At 47.6% G+C, this 15,764-nt stretch carries 15 protein-coding genes, 1 pseudogene and 1 other annotated feature; of the genes and pseudogenes, 3 read left to right on the forward strand and 13 right to left on the reverse strand.

Translation table 11 applies throughout. The features are described from left to right. Positions 1-13: 13 nt before the first annotated feature. The 3 genes from araA to M1D59_RS15755 form a co-directional block, all read right to left on the reverse strand. Entirely contained in the window at positions 14-1,495 is a 1,482-nt protein-coding gene (gene araA, locus M1D59_RS15745; RefSeq protein WP_101561174.1) for an L-arabinose isomerase, read from the reverse strand. Between the two features lie 259 nt (positions 1,496-1,754). Continuing rightward, a complete protein-coding gene (locus tag M1D59_RS15750; RefSeq protein ID WP_026579097.1) occupies positions 1,755-2,717 on the reverse strand; it encodes a glycoside hydrolase family 43 protein in 963 nt (320 codons plus the stop codon). Between the two features lie 153 nt (positions 2,718-2,870). Then, positions 2,871-3,956, reverse strand: a complete 1,086-nt coding sequence (locus M1D59_RS15755; RefSeq protein WP_020452527.1) for a M42 family metallopeptidase — start codon at positions 3,954-3,956, stop codon at positions 2,871-2,873. Between the two features lie 173 nt (positions 3,957-4,129). On the opposite strand from M1D59_RS15755, the gene M1D59_RS15760 reads away from it, so the two are divergent. Continuing rightward, the gene (locus M1D59_RS15760) at positions 4,130-4,531 is read left to right on the forward strand and encodes a hypothetical protein (protein ID WP_026579096.1); all 402 of its coding nucleotides are present in this window, start codon (positions 4,130-4,132) and stop codon (positions 4,529-4,531) included. 15 nt (positions 4,532-4,546) lie between these two features. On the opposite strand, the gene M1D59_RS15765 is transcribed toward M1D59_RS15760, so the two are convergent. From M1D59_RS15765 to lrgA, 6 genes are all read right to left on the reverse strand, one after another. Beyond that, positions 4,547-4,810 (reverse strand): DUF1294 domain-containing protein, encoded by a 264-nt coding sequence (locus tag M1D59_RS15765; protein ID WP_020452529.1) that lies wholly within the window; start codon positions 4,808-4,810, stop codon positions 4,547-4,549. Between the two features lie 123 nt (positions 4,811-4,933). Then, positions 4,934-5,293 carry a 50S ribosomal protein L20 gene (gene rplT / locus M1D59_RS15770; protein ID WP_003184266.1) on the reverse strand — a complete coding sequence of 120 codons (360 nt, stop codon included), beginning with the start codon at positions 5,291-5,293 and terminating at the stop codon, positions 4,934-4,936. A gap of 32 nt (positions 5,294-5,325) precedes the next feature. Further along, positions 5,326-5,526 carry a 50S ribosomal protein L35 gene (rpmI, locus tag M1D59_RS15775; protein WP_003184267.1) on the reverse strand — a complete coding sequence of 67 codons (201 nt, stop codon included), beginning with the start codon at positions 5,524-5,526 and terminating at the stop codon, positions 5,326-5,328. A gap of 17 nt (positions 5,527-5,543) precedes the next feature. Beyond that, positions 5,544-6,062, reverse strand: a complete 519-nt coding sequence (gene infC / locus M1D59_RS15780) for a translation initiation factor IF-3 (protein ID WP_116523372.1) — start codon at positions 6,060-6,062, stop codon at positions 5,544-5,546. A 67-nt stretch (positions 6,063-6,129) separates the two neighbouring features. Beyond that, positions 6,130-6,262, reverse strand: a sequence feature (ribosomal protein L20 leader region). Positions 6,263-6,397: 135 nt separating this feature from the next. Then, complete coding sequence (lrgB, locus tag M1D59_RS15785; RefSeq protein ID WP_075212766.1) at positions 6,398-7,081, reverse strand: antiholin-like protein LrgB; 684 nt, start codon at positions 7,079-7,081, stop codon at positions 6,398-6,400. 23 nt (positions 7,082-7,104) lie between these two features. After that, positions 7,105-7,515: an antiholin-like murein hydrolase modulator LrgA gene (lrgA, locus tag M1D59_RS15790; protein WP_026579094.1), complete on the reverse strand. Its 411-nt coding sequence runs from the start codon at positions 7,513-7,515 to the stop codon at positions 7,105-7,107. A 240-nt stretch (positions 7,516-7,755) separates the two neighbouring features. Here lrgA and M1D59_RS15795 point away from each other — a divergent pair, with 240 nt between their 5' ends. Then, positions 7,756-9,306 (forward strand): alkaline phosphatase D family protein, encoded by a 1,551-nt coding sequence (locus M1D59_RS15795; RefSeq protein WP_026579093.1) that lies wholly within the window; start codon positions 7,756-7,758, stop codon positions 9,304-9,306. A 30-nt stretch (positions 9,307-9,336) separates the two neighbouring features. Here M1D59_RS15795 and M1D59_RS15800 read toward each other — a convergent pair whose 3' ends face one another. The 3 genes from M1D59_RS15800 to M1D59_RS15810 form a co-directional block, all read right to left on the reverse strand. Then, positions 9,337-10,080 carry a LytR/AlgR family response regulator transcription factor gene (locus M1D59_RS15800; RefSeq protein WP_458117520.1) on the reverse strand — a complete coding sequence of 248 codons (744 nt, stop codon included), beginning with the start codon at positions 10,078-10,080 and terminating at the stop codon, positions 9,337-9,339. Continuing rightward, positions 10,055-11,839, reverse strand: a complete 1,785-nt coding sequence (locus M1D59_RS15805; RefSeq protein ID WP_101561176.1) for a sensor histidine kinase — start codon at positions 11,837-11,839, stop codon at positions 10,055-10,057. Before M1D59_RS15805 ends, M1D59_RS15800 begins: the two co-directional genes overlap by 26 nt. Positions 11,840-12,224: 385 nt before the next feature. Further along, positions 12,225-12,452, reverse strand: coding sequence for a DUF3923 family protein (locus M1D59_RS15810; protein WP_020452536.1), 228 nt, complete (start codon positions 12,450-12,452; stop codon positions 12,225-12,227). Between the two features lie 259 nt (positions 12,453-12,711). On the opposite strand from M1D59_RS15810, the pseudogene M1D59_RS15815 reads away from it, so the two are divergent. Next, positions 12,712-13,525, forward strand: a pseudogene (locus M1D59_RS15815) (HAD family hydrolase). Positions 13,526-13,556: 31 nt separating this feature from the next. On the opposite strand, the gene thrS reads toward M1D59_RS15815, so the two are convergent. After that, positions 13,557-15,488, reverse strand: a complete 1,932-nt coding sequence (gene thrS, locus M1D59_RS15820) for a threonine--tRNA ligase (RefSeq protein WP_020452538.1) — start codon at positions 15,486-15,488, stop codon at positions 13,557-13,559. Positions 15,489-15,764 lie beyond the last annotated feature (276 nt).

The following is a 15,764-nucleotide window of genomic DNA, read 5'->3' on the forward strand; positions in this document are numbered from 1 at the left end:
AGCCTTCACCCCCTTAAAACTTGCGAAGCCGATATGCAGCTTCACTCCATTTAAGTTCATTGCGAAGATTTAAAATCGTCGTATCGCGATTGATCAACACCGCTTCAATGCCTGACATTTCGGCCCAATCGAGCATCTGCTCGGCTGTCAGCTGATACGAAAGGCATGTATGGTGCGCACCGCCAGCCAAAATCCACGCTTCAGCCGATGTTCTCAAAGACGGCTGCGGCTTCCAAAGTACGCGCGCCACCGGAAGATTCGGCATATCATGCGGAACCTTCTCAGCTTCCACTTCATTGATGACAAGCCTGAAACGGCCGCCCAAATCGATGAGAGAGACATTGACCGCAGGGCCTGCAATTCCGTCGAACACGAGCCGCGCCGGATCGTCCTTTGCACCCATTGACAACGGATGGACTTCAATTCTCGGTTTGTGATCGGCAATCGACGGGCACACTTCAAGCATGTGGGAGCCGAGAATCATTTCATTGCCCGGTTCAAAATGGTACGTGTAATCCTCCATAAATGACGTTTCTTTTCCGCCGGCCATCACTTTCATCATCCTGACGAGCGCAGCCGTTTTCCAATCTCCTTCTCCTCCGAAACCGTAGCCTTCGGCCATCAGGCGCTGAACGGCCAAACCTGGAAGCTGCTTCATACCGTGGAGGTCTTCAAAGGTTGTCGTAAAGGCCGTATAGCCCCCATTCGAAAGAAAGCGCTTTAATCCAAGCTCGATCCGCGCCTGCTCTTTGACGGATTCCCTTGCCTCTTCGCCTTCCGGCCACTCATAAAGCTCCTCATATTCGGAGATGAGCTCGTTCAGACTTTGTTCTGATACAGTATTGATCTCTGTGACGAGGTCGCCGATTCCATATCCGTCGACAGACCAGCCAAGCTGAATCTGCGCTTCAATCTTATCTCCTTCTGTTACCGCCACATTGCGCATGTTGTCCCCAAATCGGGCGACTTTGATATGACGGCTCTCAATATATGCGACCGCTGCGCTCATCCATTTGTCGATCGAGTGTTTGACGTCTCTATCTTCCCAATACCCGGCAATGACTTTTCGCGGAATGCCCAATCTCGCTCCGATAAAGCCGTATTCGCGGTCGCCGTGTGCAGACTGATTAATATTCATGAAATCCATGTCGATTCTATCCCACGGAATGTCCCGGTTAAATTGGGTATGAAAATGGAGCAGCGGCTTATTCAGCTCGGACAGGCCCGGAATCCACATTTTCGCCGGTGAAAACGTATGCATCCAGGTAATGATGCCCGCGCACTCCTCGTCCCGGTTCGCCTCTTCAAACAGTTTTCTGACGCCGTCCAGCGAAGTGGCCACCGCTTTGTACTTGACTTGAAACCTTAAATGTCCGTCATTTAATCCGTTGCAGATTATTTTGGAATGCTCTTCCACCTCTTGTACGGCCTTTTCTCCATATAAATGCTGGCTGCCTGTCACAAACCAAAATACATGCGTCTTTGTTTGAATCAAATAGCTTCCTCCTCTTCTTTAAGGTTTCTGTGTAAAGATTAGCAAACTATTAAAACGCTTACAAAAAAATATGGATATACCTTATTCTCAAACTTATCACGACTATATGTACGTACAACTAAACTCAAAAACATATTTGTACGAACAACTTCATTATATCATTTTGAAAAAAACTGTCAATTTAATTTCCAGTGTGTTTTTTATTTTTTTTGACAGATTTCAGAACAAAAAAACGGGCGGAAAAATCGCCCGTCATCTGTTAATAAGTCGGCCACCCTTGGGAATCCCAGTACAAGTCGTTGATGAGCAGCTTCGATACACCATTGTCCAACGCGTCATAAGCGTGTCTGACAAGGATCGAGTTGTTCAGAACATCCTGATGTCCCGGCCCTTTCCAGCGGTCATTGCCGGAATCCAGGATCGTCCCTCCGCCGTTCATCATATTTTTGCCGCTTTTATCATAATAGGGTCCCGTAATGCTCGTTGAACGGCCGTACGCTATTTTATATGTGCTGTTCACCCCTTTACAGCAGCTGTCAAACGAGACAAATAAGTAATAGTAGCCGTCTTTGTAGGTAATGTTCGGCGCTTCAACCGCTCCGCCGTTATTCGGCCTTGAGGCGATCGAATACAGACTTCCCGTCGGCTTCATCGTGTTTTTATCAAGCCTTGTCAGCTTGATGCCGGTCCAAAAGGAACCGAATGAGAGCCATGGATTCCCGTCTTTGTCAATAACCAGATCAGGGTCAATGGCATTAAACTGATCACCGGATGTCGATCTGATGACCAGCCCGTCATCCCGCCATTTGCCGGATGAAATCCGGTCTGTCGATGCGAGTCCTATCGCTGATGTGTTTGAACCGAAAGACGATACAGAGTAATACAGCCAATACCGGCCGTTATAGTAGCTGATATCCGGCGCCCACTGATGCGGTTCATGATTTGGTACGTACATCTTCCACCAGGACAATGGAGCTGGAAAAATACTCGGGGCAGCACTCCAGTTTCTGCCGTCGGTTGACTTAATGACACGCAGCCCTGTACCGAGCCCGGTTCCAAATGTATACCACGTATTTCCCTCTTTAATGATGGAAGGGTCATGGATGAAATTGTCCCCCTTTGTGTCCCAAAACGCAGCCTTGCCTGATTCAGGCATCAAAAAAGCCAGCAGCAGTCCGAACATCAATCCTGTCAAAGAGATTCTCCGCAACACATTTTTCATTCAAATCACACTCCCCTGTTCTTGTAAATGAAAAAACAATGCCTCCCTTTCTTTGTCAATTTTTCGAACAATGTTTATATATGTAAACGCTGTCTTTGACATTACAAAAAAAGCTGACAGCTTATAAAATAAGCCTGTCAGCCACATCTTTCATCAGTCAAACGTAATATTTTGAACCGTCTCTTTATCCAATCGCTTAATCACTTCGGTAATTAATTTTACCGCATGTTCATAGTCATCCCGGTGAAGCATGGCTGCGTGCGTATGGATATACCTTGTCGCGATCGTGATCGACAGAGCAGGCACTCCGTTCGCGGTAAGGTGGATCGAGCCCGAATCTGTTCCTCCACCTGAGAGGGCGTCAAATTGATACGGAATGCCGGCTTCATCTGCAACATTCGTGACAAAGTCGCGAAGCCCTTTATGAGACACCATTGAAGCGTCATAAAGGATGATCTGCGGGCCTTTTCCCATTTTGCTTGTCGACTCTTTTTCCGTAATACCCGGCGTATCACCCGCGATTCCCACGTCAACACCGAAAGCAATATCAGGCTTGATCGTATGCGCGGCGGTTTTCGCGCCTCTCAGTCCGACTTCTTCCTGTACGGTTCCGACACCGTAGACGACATTCGGGTGATCCGCTCCTTTCAGGTTTTTCAGCACATCGATCGCGATCGCGCAGCCGATACGGTTGTCCCATGCTTTGGCAAGCAGCATTTTTTCATTATTCATCACCGTAAATTCAAAGTAAGGAACGACCTGGTCTCCCGGAAGAACGCCCCACTCCATCGCTTCCTCTCTGTTCGACGCTCCGATATCGATAAACATATCTTTAATATCCACCGATTTTTTTCTTGCCTCCTGAGACAGGACATGAGGAGGTTTTGAACCGATGATACCGGTGATGTCGCCTTTCTTCGTCACGACCGTCACACGCTGCGCCAGCATGACCTGGCTCCACCAGCCTCCAACCGTCTGAAAGCGGAGATAACCCCTGTCATCGATCCGCGTAACCATAAAACCGACCTCATCAAGATGGCCGGCAATCATAATCTTCGGTCCGTCAGCCTGTCCGGTCTTTTTAGCGATTAAGCTTCCCAGTCTGTCTGTCGTAACCTCGTCGGCAAACGGTTCTATGTACGATTTCATGACTTGTCTGGGTTCTTTTTCATTTGCAGGAATTCCTTTTGCATCTGTTAATTCCTTTAGCATCGTCAATGTTTCATCAAGCTTTGCCATCTCTATACAGCCTCCTTAATTAACCCTCATTTACTATTATACAGAAACATCCCTTTTCAATACGACCAATATTCTGTACAGCTTTTTTGGTTAAAAAATGAAACCTCGCGGGAACTGGTTCGTATATATTGGGATATACTCAAAATTACGTTCAAGGGAGGTTCTGTTTTAACATGATTGTCATCATATTGAGACTGGCTTTGCTGGCGCTTTTGGTTTACGTCGTGTACAGGGCCGTTCAATTTTTGGGGAGTCCGGACAGAAGGCTGAAATCAGCACAGGCCAAAAAACACTTTTATTTTTTGGACGAACAGAAAAATGCACGCAAAAATCTCAAGCTGACATTTAAAGGCGTGCTTTTCGAAGGAGAAAAACACATTCCTTCAAAAGACCATCCGCTGTTCATCCATACGATTTTTGTATGGACGGAAGCGCCTGAAGAAAAGCTCAGCTCTTTCATGGAAGAAGACTTCGCAGAATTGGAAGAAAACATTAAAGCCCACTATCCCGATTGCAAAATCGACTGGGATTCGAACATTCAAAAGTGGAGAAACAAAAAAGCAGAAGAGCAATAAGCCTCATCTGCTTTTTTAATTCATCATATAAAAATAGGTCAAAACGGCTTGCACGGCCAGCAAAAAAGGAATGCCAAGCCTGAAGGAAAGGTGTTTTGTCTTATGTCTGAACCGCATCATCCCGAACCAGACGCCTGCGGATCCGAAAGCGGCCGCAACGAGCCAGATGCGGCGCTCAGATACCCTCCATTTCCCAGTGACCGCTTTTTGCTTGTCTGCTTTCATTAAGAAAAAGCCGTATCCGTTTATGAGGATCGCGTAAATCCATATGAGAGTCATATTGTTCATTTCTCCTTGTTTCGCGGTTGGGGCTTGCGGCGGCCGGTCTCACGAACCGTTTCACATCCCGCACGAGTAGCTTCTAACAACAAAAGAAAAAGGCCGGGTTCCGGCCTTTTTCAATTATTTATTCAATTGCGCTTTAGCAGCGTCTGCAAGCTGATTGAATGCGTTCAAATCATTTACAGCAAGGTCAGCAAGCATTTTGCGGTTTACTTCGATACCGGAAAGCTTAAGACCGTGCATCAAACGGCTGTAAGAAAGACCGTTCATGCGTGCTGCAGCATTGATACGAGTGATCCACAGTTTGCGGAAATCGCGTTTTTTCTGACGACGGTCACGGAAAGCGTAGTTTCCTGATTTCATAACCTGCTGGTTAGCTACTTTATATAATGTATGTTTTGAACCAAAATAACCTTTTGCTAATTTGAGAACCTTTTTACGACGTTTGCGTGTAACAGTTCCGCCTTTTACTCTTGGCATTAGATTTCCCTCCTAATTATACCTTTTCCGAATTACTTAATGTTGGCAAGCTGCTGCTTGATGCGTTTGAAATCGCCGGCGCTTACGACTGCGCTTTTGCGAAGCTTGCGCTTTTGTTTTTGAGATTTATTTGCGAACAAGTGACTTGTATATGCATGAGAACGTTTCAGTTTCCCGGAACCTGTCTTTTTAAAACGTTTCGCAGATCCGCGGTGAGTTTTCATTTTTGGCATGGATGTTTCCTCCTTAATTACTTTTCAGTTTTAGGCGCGAGCACCAAGAACATGCTGCGGCCGTCCATTTTCGGCTTCGTTTCAACAGTCGCCACTTCCGCGCAGGCTTCTGAGAAACGGTCCAGCACGCGCTGTCCGATTTCTTTGTGCGTGATCGCACGGCCTTTAAAGCGGATAGACGCTTTCACTTTGTCCCCTTTTTCCAGGAACTTGATGGCGTTGCGAAGCTTTGTATTGAAATCATGTTCTTCAATACCAGGGCTCAGCCGAACTTCTTTTAAGTTAATGATTTTTTGATTTTTGCGTGCTTCCTTTTCCTTCTTCTGCTGCTCGAATCTGTACTTTCCGTAGTCCATGATCCGGCATACAGGCGGTTTTGCATTTGCTGCAACCAACACAAGGTCAAGATTTGCGCGACCCGCAATTTCCAGTGCTTCCTGGCGGGATTTGATCCCAAGCTGATCGCCATTTTGTCCGATCAAACGAACTTCACGCGCACGGATACCCTCATTAACCAATTGATCTTTGCTAATAATGAGCCACCTCCATAGAATCTTTGAATTGATTTCACAACTCATTTTGACCGTTTCTTTGCATTCCACAGGCAAACAAAAAGTGCGGGCATCGAAACACCCACACTGCGAACATTGCATAGAAAAATAAGAAATGTACGTTTAACCTGCCAACTACAAGAATGTGTCAATCAGGTGAGAAGCGGGTGCTTCTGCTTGTTGATATATATTCAATTCATTATCCATCTTACATAAACAAATCCTGCAAGTCAAGATATAAAATTTATCACAACATTTGCTATTATATCAGGACACATTTGAAATAGCAATGCTATTTTTTTATTTTTCTTTCACCGGCTCTATCCGCCGATCATTTGGACACATAACGGAACGACAAACACGGTCACGACGCCGACGACGACAACTGCAATACTCGCCATTGCCGCTTCGACTTCCCCCATTTCAATTCCGACGGCGACGCCGAGGGCATGTCCTGATGTTCCGAGCGCCAACCCTTTGGCGATCGGATGCTGCACTTTGAAGATCTTCAAAAAAAGCGCGCCAAGCGCATAGACGATCACTGCGTTAAAGATGACGGCGAAGGCCGTGATATCTTGAATGCCGCCGATTCCTTTTGATAAAGGAAGCGCAATCGCCGTCGTGGCGGCCTGAGGCAGCATGCTTTTCATGACGGCTCCGTCAAGATGGAGCGCGTTTGCGATCAGATAGACGACAGCAACCGAGCAGACAGAGCCCGCAATAATGGCGCCAAGGATTTGCAGCCAATATTTTTTCAGGCTTTCCACCTGTTTGTATAAAGGAATGGCAAACGCAATCGTGGCGGGCTCCAAAAAGAACTTAATGATGTCTCCGCCGCTCTTGTAGTCCTCATATGAAAAACCGCCGATTTTTAAAAATGCAATCCCAAGAATCATCGCGACAAACAGAGGCGTGAACAAGAAAAAACCATTTGATTTTTTAAATAAAAAAGTGCCGATGCCAAATGCGGCCAGTGAAACGACAATACCGAAATAAGGTGTCATAGCGTTAATAACCTCCTATCGATTCAAGAAGCTGTTTTTTTGGCTGATTCAACCCGGTTGTCCTGACGGTCCTTTGTTGCAGACAGGATGAACTGTGAAAACAAGCCTGTCGCTGCAAGCAGAATGACGGTGGCCAGGAAAATCACGAGGACGATCGGCAGCCCGTATTTCTCCATGACACCGAGCGAGTTCATCACTGATATACCCGACGGAACGAATAAAAAACCGATCAGCGAAGTGAGCGCCGTGCCAAGCGATTCGACTTGTTCCAGCTTCAACACGTTCGCACACAGCAATGCAAACAACATCACCAAGCCGATGACAGACGGAGGAATCGGGATGGGCAGAATCGCGGCGATTCCGTTTGAAACAAACATAATAACAGCAAAAATAAATGCCTGAGTTAAAAAGCCATATTCTTTTTTCCCCTTCATTTCGTTCACCTCTTTGGCTGTGTTGGGTTCATTATATAAAAAGGCCCCGGCCAAAAAAGCGTTTTCAAAATAACTTGCCGGATACCGCCCTTCAATTGCAGAAACGGGACGCTGAAATGCAAATTATTCTTCCGGCTTTGCACATTCTTCACAATTATTTAAATTCCAGAATGTGCTAATGGAGCAAAACAGATCGTATAGTGGTTAATGAGAAAACGATTGATGAGGAGGCTCTGACTCATGAACCATTCAAGAGGAGGGCGCTTTGTTCCGGCTGGCGAATTCGCATCTTTAGCAAGACGCGGCCTGATGCCTGAAGACGCTTCGATCGCCGCCGGCGCGCCCCGATTTGCAGATTATCCATTCAAGCTTGGAGTGGCTTCAGGTGACCCGCATCCCGACGGGGTTGTCATTTGGACGAGGCTTGCCCCCGATCCGCTTGCCGAAGACGGTTTAGGGGGAATGCCCGGCAGAGCCGTCCCTGTTCAGTGGGAAGTAGCCGAAGATGAACATTTCCGCAAAGTGGTGAAGCGCGGGACCGTCTCAGCGCTCGCTGAGCTCGCCCACTCCGTTCATGTTGAAGTGAACGGCTTAAAGCCGGGAAGCTATTATTGGTACCGGTTTAAAGCGGGACGGGAAATCAGCCGGACAGGCCGTACAAAAACAGCGCCTTCCCCGCACGCCGACATCAAGGGAATGTCGTTCGCTCTCGCCTCGTGCCAAGCTTGGTACCACGGATATTTTACAGCTTACCGGCATATGGCCGAAGACCATCCGGACGTTGTTTTTTTCCTCGGAGACTATATTTACGAATATGCCATTAATGCTAAAAATCTTTTCCGCGATGTGACTTTATCTGCTGCCCATAACGCAAAAACCGTCACGCTCAGCCAATACAGACTCAGATATTCTCTTTTTAAGACAGACCCGGACCTCCAGGCCATTCATGCGCTGGCTCCCTGGGTTGTGACGATGGATGACCATGAGGTCGAAAACAATTATGCCGGCATCCATTCCCAATACAACACATCTCCGGACGATTTTCTCCGGCAGCGCGCAGCGGCGTACCAAGCTTTCTACGAAAATATCCCGATCCGCAGCACATCGATTCCAAATGGGCCTGACATGCTGATGTACAGGCGGTTCCGCTATGGAAACCTGGCTGAATTCAATGTTCTGGACACCCGGCAGTACCGCAATAATTTTCCGGCAAATGAGGCCGAACGGCTTGAGCCGTCACGCTCCATACTCGGATTTGACCAGGAGCGCTGGCTTTTTAACGGCTTGAGCCGGTCTGACACGGTGTGGAACTTTTTAGTCCAGCAAGTCGTCCTGGCTCAAATCGACCGCGATACAGGCCCCGGAGTTGAGTACAGCACAGACCAGTGGGACGGTTTTCCCGCTTGCCGCGACAGGCTTTTTTCCGCATACAAGGCATACGGCATCCAAAACCCCGTTGTGCTGACAGGAGATATTCACAGACATGCCGCTGCCGACTTAAAGGAGAACTTCGACGATGCGGGCTCAGCGACAATCGGAACCGAGCTGATCACAACTTCGATATCTTCAGACGCTGACGGCAGCGAGACCGATTCATTGGCGCCGATCTGGCTCGGAAACCCGCATGTCAAACTGTACAATGCGCAGCGCGGCTACGTTCGCTGCCGCTTGACGCCCCGGCAGCTTGAAGCCGACTTTCAGGTTCTTCCTTATATCACACGGCCCGGCGCCCCAGTCTCAACTTATGCCACATTCTCCATAGAAGCGGGACGGCCCGGGCTTCAGCGCTAAAAAACGGCGGTGAATGACGAATTCAGTCTTTCACCGCCGCTGATCATTTTTTACACCATATGCAGCCGTTTTTTTCAGCTCTTTCGCGTATGTACGGCTGACAGGAATCGTGGAGCCGTCTTTCATCAGGAGGTTGTATGTCGAATTGAACCAGGGTTTGACTTCTTTAATATGATCCATATTTGCGAGAAAGCTTCTATGCACCCTGATCAACGCCGTCTGTGAAAGCTTTTGTTCGAGAACGACTAATGTATCGTGAACCGTGTATGCCTGATCAAAGGTTTTCACTGTGACGTGTCCGTCTTCTAACCCGGCGTATACGATTTCGTCCGGATCGAGAATGACGATCGCTTCGTCAATGCTGAGAGCCAGCCTGTGGCGGCCCGCAAGCTGCTGCCCCTCCTGATGGCCGGGACGCATCCTTTTATATTTTTGAATCGTCTGTCTGATTCGCTCCTCATCAAACGGCTTTGTCAAATAATCGACCGCATCCACTTCAAATGCTTTCAGCGCATATTCATCATAAGCGGTCGCAAAAACGACAGCCGGAGGCGCCGACATTTTTTTCAGCCGCTTCGCAATGTCAAAACCGTTCTCCCCAGACAAATCGATGTCCAAGAAAAGAATATCGGGTTTGTGATCCGCCATTTTGTCAAACGCTTCTTCGATATGTTCAGCTTCATCGACCGCAACCACTTCTTCGGTCTGCTCTAATAAATATTTCAGCTCGTCTCGCGCAAACATTTCATCATCCACGATTAATACCTTGAGCATCTCTGTTCCCCTCTCTTTCGGTTTGAAAAGGAATCTTAAAGGATATCTCTGTTCCTCTATCAGGTTCGCTGGCAAGCTCGAGGGCAGCCTGGTGCCCGAACAAACCGGTAAGCCGCTGATTCACATTGTAAAGCGCCGTCCCGTTCCCTTCTTTTGAAGGTGCGGGCGCCTGTCCCAGCTGTCCAAGCAGCTCGGGATCAATTCCCCTGCCGTTGTCTGACACCTTCATCAAAACGCCGTCCTGCTCTCTCACAGCGCATACTTTTACCGTGCATACCTTTTGTTTTCTCGGGAATGCATGGCGAAGCGCGTTTTCAACAAGCAGCTGCAATATAAATGGAGGAATTTCCATGCTTTCAAGACCGTCCTCGATATGAAAATCAATATGATACTTGCCAGGGAACCGGGCCTGCTCCAATGATAAATAGGCTTCCAGGTGGTTCAGCTCTTTTGAGAGCGGAATCATCAGCTGCCTGGCTCCCTGCAGATTGGAACGAAAATAAACGCTCAACTGCAGGAGGAGTTTCCGCGTTTTTTCGGGATCTGTCCTGCACAGAGCAGAAATCGTATGGATGGCATTAAATAAAAAGTGCGGATTGACCTGCGCTTGAAGCGCCTTGATTTCGGCATCTTTCAAAAGCTTGCTTTGCAGCTCAGCCTCACCGAGTTCTAGCTGAGTGGAAAAAAGCATGGCAAGCCCTTCGGCGAGCTCTTCCGTCACACGGTTAAGACCGGATGGATGCTTAAAGTACAGCTTCAGCGTGCCGATTGTTTCGCGGTTGGAGAAGAGCGGCAGTACGATCGCCGCCTGCAGCGGACAGGAACGGTGCGCACACTCGATTTCATCGCGCGACTTCACTTTCATGACCTTTCCGGTTTGAATGACTTTTTTCGATAAACCGGTGATCAGATTTTTCGAAGGAATATGATGATCTGCTCCATCTCCGACATGAGCGAGAATGTTCTCTCTGTCCGTAATCGATACGGCATCCGTCCCCGTCATCCGGTGAATAATGAGAGCGGCGCTTTTGCAGGAATCCTCATTCAGTCCCCGGCGGAAAAAAGGAAGCGTCTGATCCGCTATCGAAAACACCTTATGGGTCTGAACGGCCCGCGCCTGTTCCTCTTTGCGGATAATAGACTGAATGATCGATAGAAAAATAAAGCTGCCCGTCCCGTTGACAATCATCATCGGAATGCCGATCATCTGAACAAGCGCAATAGCCTCAGCCTGCGGTTTTGCAAGTACGAGAATCATCAGCATCTGCAGACCCTCCATACAAATACCCGCCAGAGCGGCTACCCTTGGTGTCACCATCTGATGCCGTTTCCTGAAAAAGCTGCCGATATAACCGGCGATGACGCCAGCCAGCAGTGAAGAAACCGCACAGCTCAAAGCTGTCGTCCCTCCCAGTGAAAAACGGTGAATGCCTGACAATAGCCCGACACCCGCTCCGACAAACGGCCCTCCGATCAGACCGCCGATTTCGACACCGAGAATTCTCGTATTGGCAATCGAGCTTGATGGATCGATCGCAAAAATCCAATCATTGTTCAAAATCTTATGTTCCCGGATTTCAATGCCTGTATAGTTGCTGATGATGCTGAACAGGGAAAAAATGAAGATGAGAACCCCTTTTCCCTTATACCCTTCCGGATGCTGGAGGTGCTGACGGAACACCTTCATATGGGCCAAGATAAAGCCCAGGATAACGATGATCCCCACTCTCTCCAGCATCATGATCATGAGTTGAATCATGTACTTCCCCTTGCTTTCTTTCTGTATCGGAATTTGCTCTTATTCTATCATACCTCTTTTTATTCACACTTTGACGCGGCATGCTTTACAAAATAAAAAAGGCAGCAAACAATTGCTGCCTTCAGATTGTTGACAAAATCCCAAAACGACTTTTTGTTTTGGGATTTTGTCATCCTTTCAGCGTGATTGAAAACCCTTGCAGTCTAGGAAGGCCGAGCATCGGAGCGGACTTTCACAGGAGGTGATGACGGCGGTGTTCAGGCAGGACGCCTGGGTGGTTAGCCGCCGATCCTTCCTCTATTCGTGAGCACCGACGCGCAGGCCTGACAACGAATGCGAGGGTTTGGCGACACGCTGAAGGTAGCAAACAATTGCTGCCTTTACCTTATTTGCTGCTACCCGTTTTCAAATTAACAATCAGCCACACAACTTGAATAATGAATGGAAATATAAATGCAATCAATAAAACGATAAACGCTATTAATTTAAGCTCAGGCGTTTGAGTAACACCGGCGCCATCAACATCTCTCAGCCACACTAGAGCCGTTCCCATTACAAAAACGGCCATCCAAAATATGTTGCAAATCCACCAAAATATCCATCGTTTTTTCACAAAACCATTCCTTCCATTTCTACACTGTATCTGCTTCTTCTGTCCGCATGTGAGCCCGTTATCACGAACATAAGATGCATCTTAAAAATCCCCTGCATTTCCAAACAATAGAAACCCGTTTCATTCTATCATATTCGAGAAGCTTTCACACTTTGACACTGCATTACATCACATTCTTAAATTCATTTCTTTCACATCCATTTAATCTATTGTAAAATAAATAAGAGAATTCTATAAATTAATGGCAGAGGAGAAGATCATGAAAGCCGTATTTTTTGATTTAGACGATACATTGCTCTGGGATGAAAAAAGCGTCAGCACAGCATTTTCCAAAACGTGTCTTAAAGCTGAAGAAAAATACGGAATCCATGCGGAAGAATTTGAAGCAGCGGTCCGCGAAGCAGCGCGAAAGCTTTACACGTCTTATGAAACATATCCATACACCGTCATGATCGGCATCAACCCATTTGAAGGCCTGTGGTCAAACTTCAGCGAGCCGATCAGCGAAGGCTTTCAAAAACTGAACAAAATTGTTCCTGAATACAGAAAAAAACGCATGGACAAACGGATTGAAGGCGTTTGGCATCGACGATCCCGCCTTCGGGGAAGAACTCGGCGAATATTTCGCCGCAGTGCGCCGAAAGAGCCCTTTCGTGTATGAAGAAACATTTGCCGTTTTAGATGAACTGAAAGGAAAAGTAGAGCTTCTTTTGCTGACAAACGGCGATCCGAGCCTGCAGAAAGAAAAGTTGGCAGGCGTACCGGAACTTGCTCCTTATTTTAATGAAATCGTCATTTCTGGTGAATTCGGAAAAGGAAAGCCTGATCCAAGCATATTTGAACACTGCCTCAGCCTCCTCGGCATGACAAAGGATGATGCCGTGATGGTCGGAGACAACTTGAACACCGACATTCTCGGGGCTTCCAGAGCGGGCATTCAAACCGTCTGGGTCAACCGCAAAGGCAAAAAGAATGAAACTGACCTTACACCCGATCACGAAATCAGCCATTTGAGCGAACTGTTCGATATCCTCCGCGGAAAAACAGCCGACAAACTAAGCAAAAAAGCATGACTCCCGAGCGGGAATCATGCTTTTTTCTCGTTTATTTCTTTGCTTCTGCAACGGCTTTTTTAATGAAGTCTGCAAAGGCAACTGTTTCTGATTTTTGCTCTCCGTATTTGCGGACGTTGACGGCTTCGTTTTCAACTTCCTGGTCGCCGACGACAAGCATGTACGGGATTTTTTGCATCTGTGCTTCACGGATTTTATAGCCGATTTTCTCGTCACGGATATCGACTTCAACGCGAAGTCCTTCACGCTGCAGGCGCTCTTGAACTTTTTTGGCGTAGTCAAGATGCACGGACGGCGATACAGGGATGACCTGGAACTGAACAGGGGCAAGCCATGTCGGCAATGCGCCTTTATGCTCCTCAATTAAGAAAGCGACAAACCGTTCCATTGTGGAAACGACACCTCTGTGAATGACGACCGGACGATGAGGTTTTCCGTCTTCTCCGACATATGTCAGATCAAATTTTTCAGGAAGAAGGAAGTCCAGCTGTACAGTTGACAGTGTTTCCTCTTTTCCGATTGCTGTTTTGACCTGAACGTCAAGCTTCGGTCCGTAGAACGCCGCTTCCCCTTCGGCTTCGTAATAATCGTGTCCGATCTCGTCCATCGCTTCCTTCAGCATCGATTGCGCTCTGTTCCACATTTCATCGTCATCGTAATATTTCTCTGTATCTTCAGGGTCGCGGTAAGACAAGCGGAATGAGTACTGCTCAAGGCCAAAGTCTTCATACACTTCCTGAATCAGGCGGACAGTGCGGATGAACTCTTCCTTAATTTGATCGGGACGGACGAAAATGTGCGCGTCATTCAAAGTCATCCCGCGAACACGCTGCAGACCTGAGAGAGCGCCTGACATTTCGTAGCGGTGCATCGTTCCGAGCTCCGCGATCCGGATCGGCAGTTCACGGTAGCTGTGAATGTCGTTTTTATAAATCATCATATGATGCGGACAGTTCATCGGTCGAAGCGTCAATGTTTCATTGTCCATTTCAATCGGAGGGAACATTGTGTCTTGATAATGATCCCAATGCCCTGACGTTTCGTAAAGTTCTTTGCTGCCAAGGACAGGTGTATACACGTGCTCATAGCCGAGCGCAAGCTCTTTGTCAACGATATAGCGCTCGATGACGCGTCTGATGGTTGCACCCTTTGGCAGCCAAAGCGGCAGCCCTTGCCCTACCTTTTGCGAAATCGCAAACAGCTTCAGTTCTTTTCCGAGCTTTCTGTGGTCGCGTTCTTTTGCTTCCTCAAGGAGGCGAAGATGCTCATCAAGCTCCGCTTTTTTGAAGAAAGCCGTACCATAAATGCGCTGGAGCATCTTGTTGTTGCTGTCTCCGCGCCAGTATGCTCCCGCAAGGCTCAGCAGTTTGAACTCCTTGATTTTTCCTGTCGAAGGAACGTGAACACCGCGGCACAGATCGAAGAATTCGCCCTGCTCATAGATCGATACCGTTTCACCTTCCGGAATCGCATCAAGCAGTTCCAATTTCAAATCATCGCCGATTTCGGCAAACCGGGCTCTGGCTTCCTCACGGCTGACTTCTTTTCTTACGATCGGCAGATTTTCGCCAACGATTTTTTTCATTTCCTTCTCAATCTTCGGAAGGTCTTCCGGAGTCAGCGCTTCTTCCATATCCACATCGTAGTAGAAGCCGTTTTCAATGACCGGACCCACGCCAAGCTTCACGTTTTTATACAGGCGCTTGATCGCCTGGGCCATTAAGTGTGCAGTACTGTGGCGCATGATTTCAAGCGCTTCTTCGCTACCTTCTGTAATGATTTCGATGGCGCCGTCCTCAAGGATCGGTGCGCGCAGATCGATTTCTTTGCCGTTTAATTTCCCCGCTATTGATTTTTTCTTTAAGCCGGGACTGATTGATGCCGCGATATCTTCTGTTGTCGTCGTTTTTGCAAACTCCTTAACCGCTCCGTCAGGAAATTTGATTTTTACCATATCTGACATCCTAGTCACTCCTTTTTTTTACAAAATAAAAAATCCCCGTCCCCCTATGAAAGGGACGAGGATTAATAAACGGAATTCGTGGTTCCACCCTTTTTCCCGAAAACGCAAAAAACCCGTCGCGCTCTCGGCTTTCGGTTCTGTAACGGGAAGTCCCGTCAGTCATTACTAGACACATTGCCGTTCACAACTGATGTTCAAAGGCGGTAAAAAAATGCTCCTTGGCTTAAGAGACTTTCAGCCGTGGTCTCCCTCTCTGTCAAACCGGTGTTCATCTTT

This window comes from Bacillus sp. PK6-026 (assembly GCF_054161455.1).